Genomic DNA, 15,176 nt, shown 5'->3' on the forward strand with positions numbered 1-15,176 from the left:
TGATTTTTGTTTCTTTAGAAGTTAATGCAAGACATTTAGAACGAGTTAATAGCGCAATGAAAGTGCTCTGATTTTTATCTATGGGTCTATAGAAAAAGGATTTCTTTGTCTTTTTATTGTATATCAACTGTTTGCTCTGTATATAGAGTCTATTTTTTATGCTTTTTAGCTAAAAGACTCAACTTTAGTAGGTTGGCGTCGGTGAGGTTTCAAGATGTACGTGCGTCACTATACTGTTCAAATGCAGAGTTGCGCAGCGTTATATTGGTTTGTTGACATAAAGTCTTATGGCATGGTGGCAAATAATCAAATCTTCTCTTGCTTGGATTGCTGAAACTTTTGCTGTTGAGTTTCAGTTGCTAAGAATCGCTGTAACTTCACCAAAGTATCAAAATATACTCTGCAAAGAGCATGATCTTGATACACAGCAGATCATCAGCGATGAAAACGCTCCTCAAATTTTGATTGCTGTTATATTACGTGTCTTCAGTAATACTGAGCCAGGTTTGCTAAGGAAATCAATACATTCACTTTTAGCTCAACATCATGTTCGTTGGAAATTGTTGATTTTGACTAGCATTAATGATTTTTATCGCTTTTCTTCAACGCTAGATTGCTACGTAAAAGAAGACTTTCGTATTAACGTTGTTCGTTGTGAGACAGATGATGATGACTACAACATTGCTTTAAGGAATGTAAAAGAAGATTTTTTTGTTCTTGTCGAACCAGGAGATGAGCTATCTAATAGGGCCCTTTATGAGGTTGCAAGGTATATTCAGCAATATCCAGATACCGATTTTATTTATACTGACGAGGATAAAATTACGCTGGAAGGCAAAAGAAAAACCCCCTTTTTTAAGCCTGACTGGTCTCCAGACTATTACCAAGCTTGTATGTATGCCTGTCATCTTGGGGCTTATCGTACCAGTCTTGTCCAGGAGATTGGGGGATTTTGTAGCCAATATGGGAGGGCCCAAGCATGGGAACTGGTGCTGCGTCTAGCTGAGAAGAACAGTCGCATTTGCCATATTCCTAAAGTCCTTTATCATAAGCGACGCTTGCCTAATACTAAAGCTTCAAGGAGTCAGCTTGACTGTCATAATCAAACTTTAAAATCTGCCCACAACGCTTTGCAGGCCTTCATAGACCGTAGTCCTTATCCTGGCATTGCAGAGCCTTTACCGAACAAGTCTGGTTTCTTTCGAGTCCGTCGCCATATTCAAGGCAATCCACTGATTAGTATTATTATCCCTAGTGCTGCTACTCGATTAAAAATCAAAGGGAAATCCATATGTTTGCTAGAGCAATGTATTGCCAGCATTCTTTGCCTTAGTACCTATGAAAATTATGAAATTGTTCTGGTAGACGGCTACGATATTCCAGAGGCCACACTACAAGCCGTTAGGGGACCTAAGCTCACTCTCGTGCGTTGTAACCAGCCATTCAACTTTTCCCAGCGTATGAACCTGGGGGCACAAGCTGCCAAGGGTGATATTCTGTTGATGCTCAATGATGACACAGAAGTGATCACGCCTGGTTGGATAGAGGCGATGTTAGAACTAGCCCAACAAAAGGAGATTGGAGCTGTTGGAGCCAAACTGTTTTATCCCAATGGTCGTTTACAACATGCAGGTGTCCTCATTTTGGCTGGTAATCCAAGCCACGCATTTCACAATACCCCAGGCAAATACGACGGTTACTATTGCTCTAATATCGTCCATCGCAATTATCTTGGAGTCACCGGAGCCTGCATGATGATCCGTCGGAGTGTCTTTAATGACCTCCAAGGATTTGACGAAAGTTTTCCGCTAAACTACAACGACGTTGACCTATGTCTGCGCGTCCATCAAGCCGGTTACCGCAATGTTTTTACCCCCTATGCTGAACTCATTCACTATGAATCTATCAGTAGAGGCAGTGGGCTCAAACCAGGGGAGTTAGAACGTCTTCATGCAAAATTTGCAAATAGCGGATACATGGTGGATGATCCTTACTACAACCCCAACTTATCTGTCAAAAAACCGTTCTTTCAACTAGCATGGCCCAGCGAGCGACGGAGACGGCGCAAAACATTAGCTAGCAAACACAATTTTAGTCAATAGAAAACGTTTTTCTTGGCCATGGAAACCAACGCTAGTGCTCATGTTCGCGTTGCTGCAGTTATCCCTACCTATAACCGTTGGCCAAAAACCCAGCGTTTTTTAGCACAGTTTAGCCACCAGACGTATACCAATCTCACTGTTGTTTTGGTGGATGCCAATTCTCCAGATGACACCGCTACTAAGGTACAGCAATACTATCCTGATGTTGTGTTGTTGCGAGTTGATAATCATCAGTATTGGGCAGGGGCAACCAATACAGGTGTTCGCTATGCTTTAGCTCATGATTATGACTATATTTTCACCATCAACGATGATGCAGTTGTGCCCCCTGAGCATGTCCACAGGCTGGTTGTCTTAGCTCAACGCTATAATATCCAGCTCTTAGGCAATCGCATTGATTATCTAGACTCACCGGGCAAAGTCTGGGCCTTAGGCACTCAGCTCACCTGGGGGACACCGAGCTTTTTGCGCCTACGGTACCACGCGACAGCCGTTGAGCATCTGCCCGCCAGTATTATGGACCAAGACATCCTACCAGTAGACACGCTACCCGGAGATGGTGTACTCATTCATCGCAGTGTGTTTGAACAAGTTGGTCTATATCAGGCTAAGTTTTTACCCCATTACCATGCTGATTCAGAACTTGTTCTCAGAGCCAAAAATCATGGTTTCCAGGCCTACGTTGCTCCCAAAATTGTTCTACAAGACGATTTTTCCGCAGACCAAAAAAAACAAAATTTCAAGAGTTTAGCGGGGCTAAAATACGCCTTCTTTCATCCCAGGTCTCATCTGTTTGCACCAGCAATTCTTTACATTCTTTGGCGCTATTGTCCCTGGTATACCTATCCGCAAACAATTTTCTCCCTAGCTAGACGTCTGTTGCGATTGGGTGAACGCCGTGGATGGACGGAACGGCTCTGACGAGAGCTGTTTAGTCAAACGTTTAGCCTGCCAGCCCAGAAAATCAGTCCAGCCCAGCAAACGACCAATCCCCACTTCTATATCGCTCAGCAGAAGCTTTATGCTCCACACCAGCATGTAAACCAGGTTTAATGTCAGGGCTAGTAGAGAACCATGTTTGTGCAGAAAATACAGTTTGCTAAAGGTGGCATGGCGAAATTTGGCTCGGCGGTTGCGATGCGTAATCGCTGACACTTCGTGGTTTACCAACACTGCCTGGGTTACACCGATGGTGTGCCCTTGACGATAATATCGCTCACAGATTTCAATATCTTCGTAGTCTAAGAAAAAATTGAGATCAAATAGAGGACAGCTCTCAAACCGTTGCAAATTAAAAATCATGCTGCACCCCGATACCCAGCGGCTAGGTAATACTTTGACCGGTTGTTCTGTGGTGTCGGCATCTGGTAAACGATGCTTGAGAGAGCCTGTCCACCAATTAAAGCGACCTTGGGCAAACCATAAATCGTCTTTGCTAGCCCGAATACGGGTGCCAAGAATGCTGAGGCTGGGGTGCAATCTAAAGCAGTCTTCGATGTAGCTAAGCGCCTGGGGCATCAACAAAGCATCTGGATTAATCAGCCACACCCAAGCATTTGGGTTGTGCTTGTAAACATGTTCCAATCCTAAATTGCAACCACCACCAAACCCTAAGTTATCGGTCGCTGTGATGATAGTTATATTTTCAAATTCTTGCTGTAAGTCATAAACAGAATCGTCATCAGGAGAGTTATTGACAATAATGACTTGATAGGGTAACGAACAAGACGATAACTCTGTTATAGACCGTAATAGATGACGTAACAGGGCAGTGGAATAGTAATTGATGGATAAAAAATAAGCCATAGCTATCTACCTTTGTTCATCCATCAAGAGTCAGTCGTAATCCAGTCTGTAAAATGCAAATAGCTGGTTGAGCCTTTGCGTTGTATCATCCCATTCTATTAAAGTACGACCTATCAGGTGTGCGATCGCACCCTATCCGCTTTACCATCGGCATTATCTTTAGCCCTAGTGAATGATACAGTGCTTCAAGAGATAGGTTTTTTGAGCGGTTTACTGTGAACGTTATTCCCACTGATATCCCAGACGTTCTCATAATTGAGCCTCAAGTATTTGGCGATGAGCGCGGTTTTTTTTTGGAAAGCTTTAACCAAAAAAAATTTTCTGATGAAACCGGTTTGAATTGTCAATTTGTCCAAGATAATCATTCACGCTCCAGGCAAAATATATTACGGGGCTTGCACTACCAGGTTCAGCAAGTGCAGGGCAAGTTAGTTCGCGTTGTGCTGGGTGAAATCTATGACGTGGTAGTCGATATCCGGCGTAGTTCAGATACTTTTGGGCATTGGGTAGGAGCTACCCTCAGTGCTGAGAATAAACGACAGCTATGGGTACCTCCTGGGTTTGCCCATGGGTTCTATGTACTCTCAGATTCAGCCGATGTGCTTTACAAAACCACTGACTATTATGCGCCACAGCATGAGCGCAGCATTCTATGGAACGATACCGATTTAGCCATTCAGTGGCCATTAGTTAGTCCGACTCCAGTGCTATCAGAAAAAGATCAGCAAGCTGTTCAATTTGCGATCGCTGAGGTGTTTGACTGATGAAAATTTTACTGTTGGGCTGTGAGGGACAGGTAGGACAAGAGCTAAAGCTAACATTACCTAGCTTAGGGGCAGTCATAGCCTGGAACAGAACTAATCTTGACCTGACTAACTTGGAAAGTATTGTCCCCGCTGTCGTTAACCAACAGCCTGACGTCATTGTTAATGCCGCCGCCTATACAGCAGTCGATAAAGCCGAAAGTGAACCTGACTTAGCCCATCGCATCAATGCAGCGGCTCCAGAAAAGCTGGCTCAGGCAGCAGTAGCGTGTGGAGCGAGTCTAGTCCACATTTCCACAGACTACGTATTTGATGGTCAGCAAAACCGTCCCTATCAGCCAGACACAGAGACTAATCCTCTGGGGGTATATGGTCACTCCAAACGTGATGGAGAACTAGCCGTTCAAGCCATCACAGCGCAATCTGTAATTTTTCGTACAGCTTGGGTTTACGGAGCAAAAGGCAAGGGTAATTTTGTTAAGACGATGCTGCGTTTGGGAGCAGAACGAGATGAGTTGGGCGTTGTCTATGATCAAGTAGGGACCCCTACATGGGCCTATGATATTGCCCAAGCGATCGCAACCCTAATACCGCATCTCCAAAAAAACAACTTTGGTGTTTATCATTACACCAATAGTGGTGCTGTCAGCTGGTATGATTTCGCCGTTGCTATCTTTGAAGAAGCTAGAACATTAGGCTATCCTATTCAACTGAGCCATGTGCAACCGATTACCAGTGAGCAGTATCCAACCCCTTCACAAAGACCTGCCTACTCGGTGTTGGCAGGTGAAAAAATAGCCAAGGTTATTAATCAGACTGCCCCCCACTGGCGTACTAGTTTACGAAAAATGCTCAAAGAATATCATAGGTTTGGGGTATGAAGGCACTCATTCTATCAGGCGGTAAAGGAACCCGCCTACGTCCATTGACCCACACCGGGGCTAAGCAGCTAGTGCCCGTAGTTAATAAACCCATCCTCTGGTACGGTATTGAACAAATTGTTGCAGCAGGCATTACCGATATTGGTATTGTTATTAGCCCAGAAACTGGCGATGAAATTCGGGCTGTCACCGGTAATGGTGAGCGATTTAACTGCAAGATCACCTACATTCCACAAAGCAGCCCAGATGGACTTGCCCATGCTGTTAAAATTGCCCGTCCGTTTCTTGGTGACTCATCCTTTTTAATGTATCTGGGTGATAACTTGATTCAAGACAGTCTGATGAGATTTGTCAAAGATTTTCATCAGCAACAGCTTGATGCCATGATTCTGCTCAAGCAAGTCCCGAATCCAACAGCCTTTGGTGTTGCAGAATTAGATGAACAGGGAGGGGTGATCAAACTAGTAGAGAAGCCCCAAAAACCACCATCTGATTTTGCCCTCGTGGGGGTATATTTATTTGCATCAGCTGTACACGAGATTATTGCTACGCTACAGCCCTCTGCCCGAGGCGAATTAGAAATTACTGATGCTATTCAATCCCTGGTAGATAGCGGTAAAACTGTAACCGCTCAACAGTTGCAAGGGTGGTGGTTAGATACAGGTAAAAAGGATGACCTGTTAGAAGCTAACCAAATTATCTTAGATGCCACCCTGTCGAGTGAGATTTTAGGTGATATGGACGACACGACTAAAATTAGCGGGCGAGTCCGTATTGGTCGAGGTACCAAAATTTCCAACTGCACTATTCGTGGCCCTGTCGTGATAGGAGAGAATTGCCATCTTGAAAACTGTTTTATCGGTTCTTATAGCAGTATTGCCAATGGTGTGAAGCTAATTGATGTGGAGATGGATCATAGCGTGGTGCTAGAAGATGCTGTTATCCAGCAGCTACATCAACGAATTGTTGACAGTTTAATTGGTCGGCGAGCCAAGTTAGTGCATAGTCCTAAGCGTCCCAAAGCTTCCCGCTTTATGATTGGGGATGATTGCCAGATTGAGTTAGTTTAAGGAGCAAGAATTGAACAATAAAAATATACTCATCACAGGTGGTGCCGGGTTTATTGGCTCAAATTTTGTTCGCCAATGCTACAAGAGCTCGGTCAACATCATTGTTCTTGACGCCCTTACCTATGCTGGTAATCGTGCCACTTTAAAGGACTTGGAATCTCAAGATAACTTTATTCTTGTTACTGGTGATATCTGTGATACGCATCTAGTGTCTCAACTTCTAGTTGATCATTGCATTGACACTATTGTTCATTTTGCGGCTGAGTCCCATGTAGACCGTTCTATTTCTGGGCCTGCTGCTTTTGTGCAAACCAACCTGGTAGGTACGTTTACTCTGCTAGAAGCCTTTCGTCAGCATTGGGAAGCCCAAGGAAAACCCGACCATTTTCGCTTTCTTCATGTGTCGACGGATGAGGTGTTTGGTAGTTTACGTGTGGACGATCCAGCATTTAGTGAAACAACACCCTATGCACCCAACAGCCCTTATTCAGCTTCAAAGGCCGGTAGCGATCATTTAGTCAGGGCTTACTTTCACACCTATGGTTTACCTACGCTGATTACCAACTGTTCTAACAACTATGGACCATATCAGTTTCCTGAAAAGTTGATTCCACTGATGTGTGTCAACATTCTTTTAGGTAAATCGTTGCCAGTGTATGGAGATGGCCAAAACATTCGTGATTGGCTGCATGTGGAGGATCATTGTCGGGCTATTGAAACGGTTTTGTTGAAGGCTAAACCTGGAGAAACTTATAATATTGGTGGTAACAACCAAGTCAAAAATATTGACATTGTTGAACAGCTTTGTGAGCTTATGGATGAGTTGGGTGGAGACTTGCCCACTCGACCGGCTAAGCAATTAATCACCTTTGTGAAGGATCGACCTGGGCATGACCGACGCTATGCGATGGATATTTCTAAAATTCAACGCGATCTGGATTGGCAGCCTGAGTATGACTTCGCTACCGGTTTAAGGCAAACGGTGCAGTGGTATCTGACCCATCTTGGTTGGTGGCAACCGCTATTATCACAGGATTATCAGCGTTATTATGCAGCTCTCTATGGTGATCGCGTAAAGCAATCGTAATCTTCGTGGCATCCCTGCGTACAATATGATGACGGTTGTGGGCAACCTAACCGTATTTCGTTGTAATTTTGTGCCTGGGAGATGTGGTGGTTAAAACAACATTGATTACCGGATTGACCGGACAAGATGGGTCTTACCTGGCAGAGCTTTTATTAGGTATGGGATGGTGCATCTCAGTTTAATGATCTAGCATTTCTAGCGTTGAGTAAGGGTTGAGACAAACTCCTAGACTTGGACAGGAGATTATCTATATTCAATGTTAGATGTACACTGAACAAAGTCTTAATGTTGATGTTTCTGACTATTCAGCAAGACCTATATTATGCATTAGCCTATTGGAGGTCTTGAACTAGAATATTGATTTATGATTGGTGGTGATTGTTTTGTGGGGCTTGTTTAGAAATGAAACAATTCATAGCTAAAATAGCTAATTCAAGAGCTATTTTTATGATTGGCTGTGGTTATCTATTTTTAGCATTTCTTCCCTTACACTGGCCCATTAACATTGGTCTAGATCCATCTTGGTCATATGGTATAACCCGTGCTGCTCAATCTGGAATGCAGTTTGGCAAGGACATTATATTTACCTTTGGTCCTTGGGGATTCTTGACCCATGGTGTTTCGATGGAGATTGTCTGGTGGCAGATCTGGCTATTTCGCACGATAGTTCACCTAATGTTTTGGGTGGTTTTTACACGTTTCATACTTACCACGGACAAATCTCACATTCTATATAAGTACCTGGCTATTTTTTCTATTGGCTTAATCTATTGCAGAGGTCTATCACATGATTATGAATTAGCGTATACTTTGTTAGCTTTGGTTACTCTGCTATTGCACAAAAAATTAAATTCTTTCTGGATACTTTTGTTAGGGGGATTAGCAGGTTTTTTAAGCTTAACCAAGCTCTCTCTTGGTATAAAAGCATTTCTTTTATTTCTCCCATTATTATACCCTAAGCTTGCTAATGGTGAAAGTCCAAAAACGAGTTACCTTGCTAGATTCATTCCTAACATTAGCTTTTTAATTGTTTTTATAAGTGCTTTCCTATTAGCTGGTGAGTTATTCGTTTATCCTGCGGAGTTATTTCAGAAAAGTATAAGATTTTCGCTGTTCTTTGTCTTAGTATCTCTATTACTAACAATTATTGTAACTTTCTTCAAGGCAAATAATCCTCTAGGTTTAAACCGTACATACGGTTTCAATTTCTTAAAAATCATAGAAGAGTTTAGTAAACAAAGTAAGAAAAGAGAATCTAGAGGGTTTTGGCCAGCTTGGCATAGTCTTCTGGTTATTTCATTTGCCATATCTACCCTATTACTCTCGCTACTTAATCGAGATATCTATCGGTACCTTCACACGGCACTAGAGATAACCTCAGGATACTCAAGTGCCATGAGCGTCATTGGCCCTATGCCAGAACTATTATTCGGATTAGTTTGTCTGGTTTCGATTTTGTTTTACTGCCTAGAGCAAGCACGATTATCTCTGCAAAACCCTCGACTCATAGCTTACTTCCTATCAGTATTCTTGTTTTCTTGGTTTTCTTTTAAACATGGTTTTGTTCGTCAAGATGGACATATGTTTCTATTCTTTCACACCCTTCTAATAGTCATATGTACTATTCTGATGGTGCATCGAAATTCATTACAAACTTCTGGCAATACGCCTCCAATCAAAAGACCTTATAGAAGACCGTTTGTCCTTTGGATTATGGCATTCCTTACAGTCTTCTATCTTATTAATCCAAGTTTATTTGGTCGAGAGTTCGGTCAAGTAAACTTAACCTCATTAAGTCCACTTTCAGTCATTAGACGAGTTCAATATACAAGTGATATTTATGGCAAATATTTGATTGGGCAAAAACAATCTCAACGAAACTTAGAGCCGGAGGATTTAGGGGATTCTGTGCGGAATATTCTTGGTTCTGAAAGTGTAGATATTATTCCATGGGATATCGTTAGAGCTGAAAAAAATAATTTAAACTGGCAGCCGCGCCCAATTTTTCAGTCATATGCTGTTTATACAGACTTTTTAGATACTAAAAATTTAGAGAGCTTTCAACTTAATCCTCGCAAGTATCTGCTCTACGATTTTAAATCCATCGATGGAAGGCATCCATTTTTTGATGAGCCTAAAACACTAAGGTATGTATTATGTAATTATGACAAGGTAAGTTTAGATAAACAATCGAGTAGCTCTTTAATTTTACAGAACCGTTCGCTCGATAGTCGATGTGCAACTGATGGCTTACCAATATCTCAAGCTAAAGAATGGAATGTGCCAATTTCAATTGACGAGATGGATTCCGGCTTCACTACTGTAAAGGTGAAAGTTGGTTACACGTTACTGGGTAAGTTATACAAGCTACTTTTTAGAGCTCCCCCTACATATATAGAAGTTCAATATTATAATGGTTCAACAAGTCGGTACAGATTCATTCCTGAAAATGCTCAAGGTGGTTTAGTTATCAATCCTCTACCTTCATCTAGTGAGATGTTTGATTTGACATTTTTTGAAACAGAATCATACTCCAATAGCAATAAAGTTAGGACGCTTGAATTCTCTAATTCCAACTCGCTTCTTTATAAAAAGAGTTTGGCATTGGAGTTTAATAATTACTCCCTTGACAAAACTAATAGTTAGTCACGTTTAACTACGCTAGGGACATAAAAATCAGAAAAAAAGTTAGCAACAAAAAGTTAATGATGCCTGCTTTTTTATCTCTTAAAATAACTAGGTTTTTGCTTGGTGGTGGCTTAGCTGCAGCTCTCAACCTGGTGCTAATATTTATCCTTGTAGATAATGTTGGCTTTGATTCTGCTGTGCTGCGAAATCTAGCTAACATCATCTCTATGGAGATTTCGCTTGTTGCTAGCTTCTTTATCTATAGAATCTGGGTTTGGCCTGGTGGTTCCTGGAAAATTAAGCGGATACTCTTCAATCAGTTACCCCTCTATCATCTGTCTGCTGGTTTATCGATCCTATTGAGAACTTTAGTCATTTTTCCTGTTCTTGATTGGCTGGGTGTAAACTATTTGATTAATACATTAGTAGGTGTGTTAACGAGTGCTGCGATAAACTACATCGTCAGTGATAGTATCGTATTTAAAAAAAGCGATAGAGCCACCCCAGAGCAGGAGGATTTTTATCCACCAGAAGGTCTAGGTCCTGTTGTGGAAAAGTCATGTAGTTCGACTAGAACTCAGTATTATTGGGGCAAGAGTCACGGACTACTGTCCTTGGTTATTCCCGCCTATAACGAGGAAGGTTGTATCGTTTCTACAGTCACGGCCATTACTGAAAAAATGGCTGCTGAAAATATTAACTGTGAAGTTTTAGTTGTCAATGACAACAGCCACGACCGTACCGAAGATCTCTTAAAGGGGTTAATTATAAATAACAGTAATGTTCGCTACATTAACAACTATTACCCAAATGGCTTTGGTTTTGCTGTTCGTTGCGGTTTGGAAAACTTTAAGGGCGATGCCGTTGCCATTGTCATGGCCGACAGCTCTGATAACCCTGAAGACATTGTGAGATATTACTACAAGTTGCAAGAAGGGTATGACTGTGTCCTCGGTTCACGGTTTATAAAGGGTGGCAGAGTCGTTGACTATCCGATCCATAAACTACTAGTCAATCGTTTAGCTAATCTGTTTATCCAGATAGCCTTTGGTCTCGGTTTTAACGATGTCACTAACGCCTTTAAGATCTACAGAAGAGAAGTTATTGAGGGGATTATGCCCCTCATCTCTCATCACTTCAACCTAACGGTTGAGATTCCGTTGAAGGCCATTGTACGTGGTTATTCCTACGCGGCTATCCCGATCACCTGGCGTAACCGTCAAACAGGGGTTTCGAAGCTCAAAATTAAGGAGATGGGGAGTCGTTACTTGTTTATAGTTCTCTATATCTGGCTAGAAAAATATCTTTCTAGGGGTGACTATCACCGCAGTAATCTTAAACAGAGAGCTAAGGTCAATGGCTGAGAGAGTTTTAGTATGTGGTGGTGCAGGGTTTATTGGCAGTTCCCTGGCAATAGGGCTTAGGTCTCATCATTCTGACTGGCAAGTAATCTGCCTAGATAATCTCAAGCGAAGAGGGTCAGAGCTGAATCTCTCTCGATTACGCGAAGCAGGTATCGATTTTGTTCATGGAGATATTCGCTGTTCTAGTGATCTGGATCCCAGTGCATTTGAAGTGACTACCATCATCGATTGCTCTGCGGAACCATCAGTGTTAGCAGGGTTTTCATCCCCTGACTATGTTTTGCAAACCAATTTGGTGGGTACCATCAATATTTTGGAGTTGGCACGTCAACTCCAAGCCAAACTGTTATTTTTGTCCACTAGTCGGGTTTACCCCATTGAAAAACTCAAGGCTATTGGTCTGGTGGAGGCAGATACTAGATATAAAATAGCGCCTGAACAAACACTAGTAGGATTGTCCAATTTAGGAGTATCGGAAAAGTTCTCTTTAGAGGGCTATCGCTCTCTCTATGGGACCACTAAGCTAGCCTCTGAACTACTAATTGAAGAATATCGTCATGCTTATGGTCTACAGGCTGTTGTCAATCGCTGCGGAGTTGTAACGGGTCCCTGGCAAATGGGTAAAGTCGATCAGGGTGTGTTTGTATTGTGGGTGGCGGCTCATTACTTTGAGAAATCGCTTAAATACATTGGATATGGAGGTAGTGGTAAACAAGTGCGTGACTTACTCCATATTCAAGATTTACTCCAGTTGATTGAGTATCAAGTCACGCATTTTGATATCCTAGATGGAAGTGTCCTGAACGTTGGCGGTGGCTCCGCTTGTAGCCTGTCGCTTTTAGAGACAACAGAGCTTTGTCGTGCTGTAACAGGTAAAACCATAGACATCACTCCCGTTCCAGCAGAACGCCCAGGAGATGTCCCCTTATTTATTATGGACTCCTCGTGCATACAGCGTAAGATTGGCTGGAGCCCTGAGTACAATCCAGAAACTATCATTTCAGATATTTATCAATGGCTTGTAGACAATGAGTCTATGCTTTTATCTATACTGGCTTGACGAACGGATGACTCAGAGATGAGAATCATCTTTTAAATCTAAGTAGGGCAGACTTAAAACGATTAATTAAGGTTTCCTTTGTTAACTCAGTTGAAAACCTGGTCTCACGTAGGATTTAATCGTATTTTATTTATATTTCGAAACTTAAATTAGCTTTTCTACCCTGGCTTGCTTAGGTATAAGCGTTCAATTACTTGTTTTATGTTGAATTACTTTATAGGATAAACAATACTTTTGCCGTGAATGAACCTGCTTTGAATAAATTACTTGATAAGTCAGAATATCTCAGGCAGCTGTATGAGAACCGGTTCAGTCATGAGCAGCAGATGGCAAAACGTGCTTTATGGCAAGCTTTGATTAGGGATTTCCTTCAGAAGTACATACCCGTTGACAGTATAGTTCTAGATATCGGTGGAGGCTATTGTGAATTCATTAATCAAATTTCTGCTGCTTCTAAGTGTTTGATTGACTTAAATCCTGATGCTCAAACATTTGCAAATCCTGATGTGAGTGTTTTTCGCTTGAATATTCTTGATAAGGGTCAGTATGAACGTATTCCCCATCATCATTTTGACCGAATATTCGTATCGAATTTTTTTGAACATTTAAAAGACCAAGATGAGCTTTTTGAAGTACTTCGCTTTTGCTATTTAAAGCTGAAACCTGGTGGTAGTTTGCTAGTAATTCAACCAAACTATAAATATTCATATAAGGAGTACTATGACTTTATTGATCACTACTTACCTATTACTCACCTATCACTTTCAGAGGCTTTAAAGGCATTAAACTTCAAAATTGATGAAGTGATACCTAGGTTTCTACCTTTTTCAACTAAAGGTAGACCTGCTTCAGTTTGGATGCTTCGGCTATATCTTAAGGTTCCATTTTTATGGAATTTTTTCGGTGGGCAGATGTTTCTAAAAGCCTCTAAACCTAAGTGATTAAGGGGACATATATGAGTGTTGTTGTTATAACTGGTTCTGCGGGTCTGATTGGTTCTCAGTCGGTTCACTTTTTTATAGAAAAAGGATTTAACGTCGTTGGCATTGACAATGATATGCGCTCTGTTTTCTTTGGAGATGGGGCATCAACAGACTGGAATCGTCAACTGTTAGTTGATAATTATGGTGAGCGCTACTCTCACAGAAACATTGATATTCGCGATCGCAACCAAATTGAATCCTTATTTCAAGAGTATTCTACTGACATTGCTCTAATCATTCATACTGCCGCTCAACCCTCCCATGATTGGGCCGCTCAAGATCCCCATACAGACTTTACAGTCAATGCCAACGGCACCCTGGTTTTATTAGAAGCAACGCGACAGTTTTGCCCAAAAGCCGCATTTATCTTTACCTCTACCAACAAAGTCTATGGTGATACGCCCAACTATCTGCCTTTAGAAGAAACTGAAAAGCGCTGGGAAATTGCATCTGATCATGCTTTTGCCAATGGAATTGATGAGTCCATGAGCATTGACAACTCCAAGCATTCACTCTTTGGTGTATCCAAGGTAGCTGCTGATATTCTAGTTCAAGAATATGGCCGCTATTTTGATATGCAAACTGTTAGTTTTCGGGGAGGATGCTTGACGGGGCCATTACACTCAGGAGCTAAATTGCATGGATTTTTAGCGTATTTGATGAAATGTGCCATCACTAAGGAGCCTTATACAGTTTTTGGTTACAAGGGCAAACAAGTGCGAGATAATATGCATAGTTATGATCTCGTGAATGCCTTTTATCATTTTTATAAAAGCCCTAGGTGTGGGGACGTCTATAACATTGGTGGCTCGCGCCATAGCAACTGCTCCATGTTAGAAGCCATAGAGCTTTGCGAAGAAATCTCAGGTAATAAAATGGTTTACTCCTATTCGAAAAAAAACCGAATTGGTGATCATATTTGGTATATCTCTGATGTGGGTAAGTTCAAAAAACACTACCCTGATTGGGGGTATCAATATGACTTAAAGGCAATATTTAATGAGATATATCAGGCTCAGATAGCAAAATAATCAGTCCAATAATGGAGTCTGTGGAACAAAAAAATACTCATTACCGGTGGTGCAGGGTTTATTGATTCTAACTTTGTGCATCATTTCCATGGCGAATCTGGGAAAATAATAGTTTTAGATGCCTTGACTTATACAGGTAATCGTTCCACACCAAAAGACTTTGAGAGTCAGGCGAATTTTCAGCTGACTCAGGAAGATATCTGTAACCAGCAGCTAGTAGACGATCTCCTAACTACTCATGAAATCGATACTGTTGTGCACTTTGCCGCTGAATCCCATGTAGTTCCTTCCATACCTGGGCCTGTAGCGTTTGTGTAAACTAATGTAGTGGGTACGTTTACCCTGCTGGAAGCGTTTCGACTTAATATGTATCAACATTCTTTTATGCAGCCCTATATGG

General features: G+C 41.7%; 13 protein-coding genes. 12 read left to right on the top strand and 1 reads right to left on the bottom strand.

Going from position 1 to position 15,176, the window contains the following annotated elements; translation table 11 throughout:
- Window positions 1-569 precede the first annotated feature (569 nt).
- Window positions 570-2,102 carry a glycosyltransferase family 2 protein gene (locus U2F10_RS21030; protein WP_163696277.1) on the top strand — a complete coding sequence of 511 codons (1,533 nt, stop codon included), beginning with the start codon at window positions 570-572 and terminating at the stop codon, window positions 2,100-2,102.
- An 18-nt stretch (window positions 2,103-2,120) separates the two neighbouring features.
- Window positions 2,121-3,023 (top strand): glycosyltransferase family 2 protein, encoded by a 903-nt coding sequence (locus U2F10_RS21035; RefSeq protein ID WP_499873181.1) that lies wholly within the window; start codon window positions 2,121-2,123, stop codon window positions 3,021-3,023.
- On the opposite strand, the gene U2F10_RS21040 is transcribed toward U2F10_RS21035, so the two are convergent.
- Window positions 2,967-3,908, bottom strand: coding sequence for a glycosyltransferase (locus U2F10_RS21040; RefSeq protein WP_163662345.1), 942 nt, complete (start codon window positions 3,906-3,908; stop codon window positions 2,967-2,969). The two genes, U2F10_RS21035 and U2F10_RS21040, sit on opposite strands and share 57 nt — an antisense overlap.
- 215 nt (window positions 3,909-4,123) lie before the next feature.
- On the opposite strand from U2F10_RS21040, the gene rfbC reads away from it, so the two are divergent.
- The 10 genes from rfbC (at window position 4,124) to U2F10_RS21090 (ending at window position 15,094) form a co-directional block, all read left to right on the top strand.
- Window positions 4,124-4,672 carry a dTDP-4-dehydrorhamnose 3,5-epimerase gene (rfbC, locus tag U2F10_RS21045; RefSeq protein ID WP_163662343.1) on the top strand — a complete coding sequence of 183 codons (549 nt, stop codon included), beginning with the start codon at window positions 4,124-4,126 and terminating at the stop codon, window positions 4,670-4,672.
- Window positions 4,672-5,553: a dTDP-4-dehydrorhamnose reductase gene (gene rfbD / locus U2F10_RS21050; protein WP_163662342.1), complete on the top strand. Its 882-nt coding sequence runs from the start codon at window positions 4,672-4,674 to the stop codon at window positions 5,551-5,553. Before rfbC ends, rfbD begins: the two co-directional genes overlap by 1 nt.
- A complete protein-coding gene (locus U2F10_RS21055) occupies window positions 5,550-6,623 on the top strand; it encodes a glucose-1-phosphate thymidylyltransferase (RefSeq protein WP_163696281.1) in 1,074 nt (357 codons plus the stop codon). Before rfbD ends, U2F10_RS21055 begins: the two co-directional genes overlap by 4 nt.
- 10 nt (window positions 6,624-6,633) lie before the next feature.
- On the top strand, window positions 6,634-7,710 hold the full coding sequence (gene rfbB / locus U2F10_RS21060) for a dTDP-glucose 4,6-dehydratase (protein WP_499061147.1): 1,077 nt from the start codon (window positions 6,634-6,636) through the stop codon (window positions 7,708-7,710).
- A gap of 402 nt (window positions 7,711-8,112) precedes the next feature.
- Window positions 8,113-10,356 (top strand): hypothetical protein, encoded by a 2,244-nt coding sequence (locus U2F10_RS21065; RefSeq protein WP_499873182.1) that lies wholly within the window; start codon window positions 8,113-8,115, stop codon window positions 10,354-10,356.
- Window positions 10,357-10,415: 59 nt separating this feature from the next.
- Window positions 10,416-11,702, top strand: a complete 1,287-nt coding sequence (locus tag U2F10_RS21070) for a glycosyltransferase (protein ID WP_163662334.1) — start codon at window positions 10,416-10,418, stop codon at window positions 11,700-11,702.
- Complete coding sequence (locus tag U2F10_RS21075; protein ID WP_499867573.1) at window positions 11,695-12,762, top strand: NAD-dependent epimerase/dehydratase family protein; 1,068 nt, start codon at window positions 11,695-11,697, stop codon at window positions 12,760-12,762. Before U2F10_RS21070 ends, U2F10_RS21075 begins: the two co-directional genes overlap by 8 nt.
- A 326-nt stretch (window positions 12,763-13,088) precedes the next feature.
- Entirely contained in the window at window positions 13,089-13,703 is a 615-nt protein-coding gene (locus U2F10_RS21080; protein ID WP_163703484.1) for a class I SAM-dependent methyltransferase, read from the top strand.
- Between the two features lie 14 nt (window positions 13,704-13,717).
- The gene (locus U2F10_RS21085; protein WP_163662330.1) at window positions 13,718-14,776 is read left to right on the top strand and encodes an NAD-dependent epimerase/dehydratase family protein; all 1,059 of its coding nucleotides are present in this window, start codon (window positions 13,718-13,720) and stop codon (window positions 14,774-14,776) included.
- Window positions 14,777-14,815: 39 nt separating this feature from the next.
- Window positions 14,816-15,094 carry a GDP-mannose 4,6-dehydratase gene (locus U2F10_RS21090; RefSeq protein ID WP_499873310.1) on the top strand — a complete coding sequence of 93 codons (279 nt, stop codon included), beginning with the start codon at window positions 14,816-14,818 and terminating at the stop codon, window positions 15,092-15,094.
- The last annotated feature ends 82 nt before the right edge of the window (window positions 15,095-15,176 follow it).

The sequence above is a fragment of the Leptothoe sp. EHU-05/26/07-4 genome (assembly GCF_043421015.1).
In the GTDB taxonomy this organism is placed as follows: Bacteria; Cyanobacteriota; Cyanobacteriia; order Phormidesmidales; family Phormidesmidaceae; genus Leptothoe; species Leptothoe turfae.

Excerpts from the sequence above, each read along its gene's own strand:
- U2F10_RS21070 (WP_163662334.1), top strand. The coding sequence starts at position 10,416 with ATGATGCCTGCTTTTTTATCTCTTAAAATAACTAGGTTTTTGCTTGGT.
- U2F10_RS21055 (WP_163696281.1), top strand. The coding sequence starts at position 5,550 with ATGAAGGCACTCATTCTATCAGGCGGTAAAGGAACCCGCCTACGTCCA.
- U2F10_RS21085 (WP_163662330.1), top strand. The coding sequence starts at position 13,718 with ATGAGTGTTGTTGTTATAACTGGTTCTGCGGGTCTGATTGGTTCTCAG.
- U2F10_RS21075 (WP_499867573.1), top strand. The coding sequence starts at position 11,695 with ATGGCTGAGAGAGTTTTAGTATGTGGTGGTGCAGGGTTTATTGGCAGT.
- U2F10_RS21035 (WP_499873181.1), top strand. The coding sequence starts at position 2,121 with ATGGAAACCAACGCTAGTGCTCATGTTCGCGTTGCTGCAGTTATCCCT.
- U2F10_RS21040 (WP_163662345.1), bottom strand. The coding sequence starts at position 3,908 with ATGGCTTATTTTTTATCCATCAATTACTATTCCACTGCCCTGTTACGT.
- U2F10_RS21080 (WP_163703484.1), top strand. The coding sequence starts at position 13,089 with ATGGCAAAACGTGCTTTATGGCAAGCTTTGATTAGGGATTTCCTTCAG.
- rfbD (WP_163662342.1), top strand. The coding sequence starts at position 4,672 with ATGAAAATTTTACTGTTGGGCTGTGAGGGACAGGTAGGACAAGAGCTA.
- U2F10_RS21065 (WP_499873182.1), top strand. The coding sequence starts at position 8,113 with ATGAAACAATTCATAGCTAAAATAGCTAATTCAAGAGCTATTTTTATG.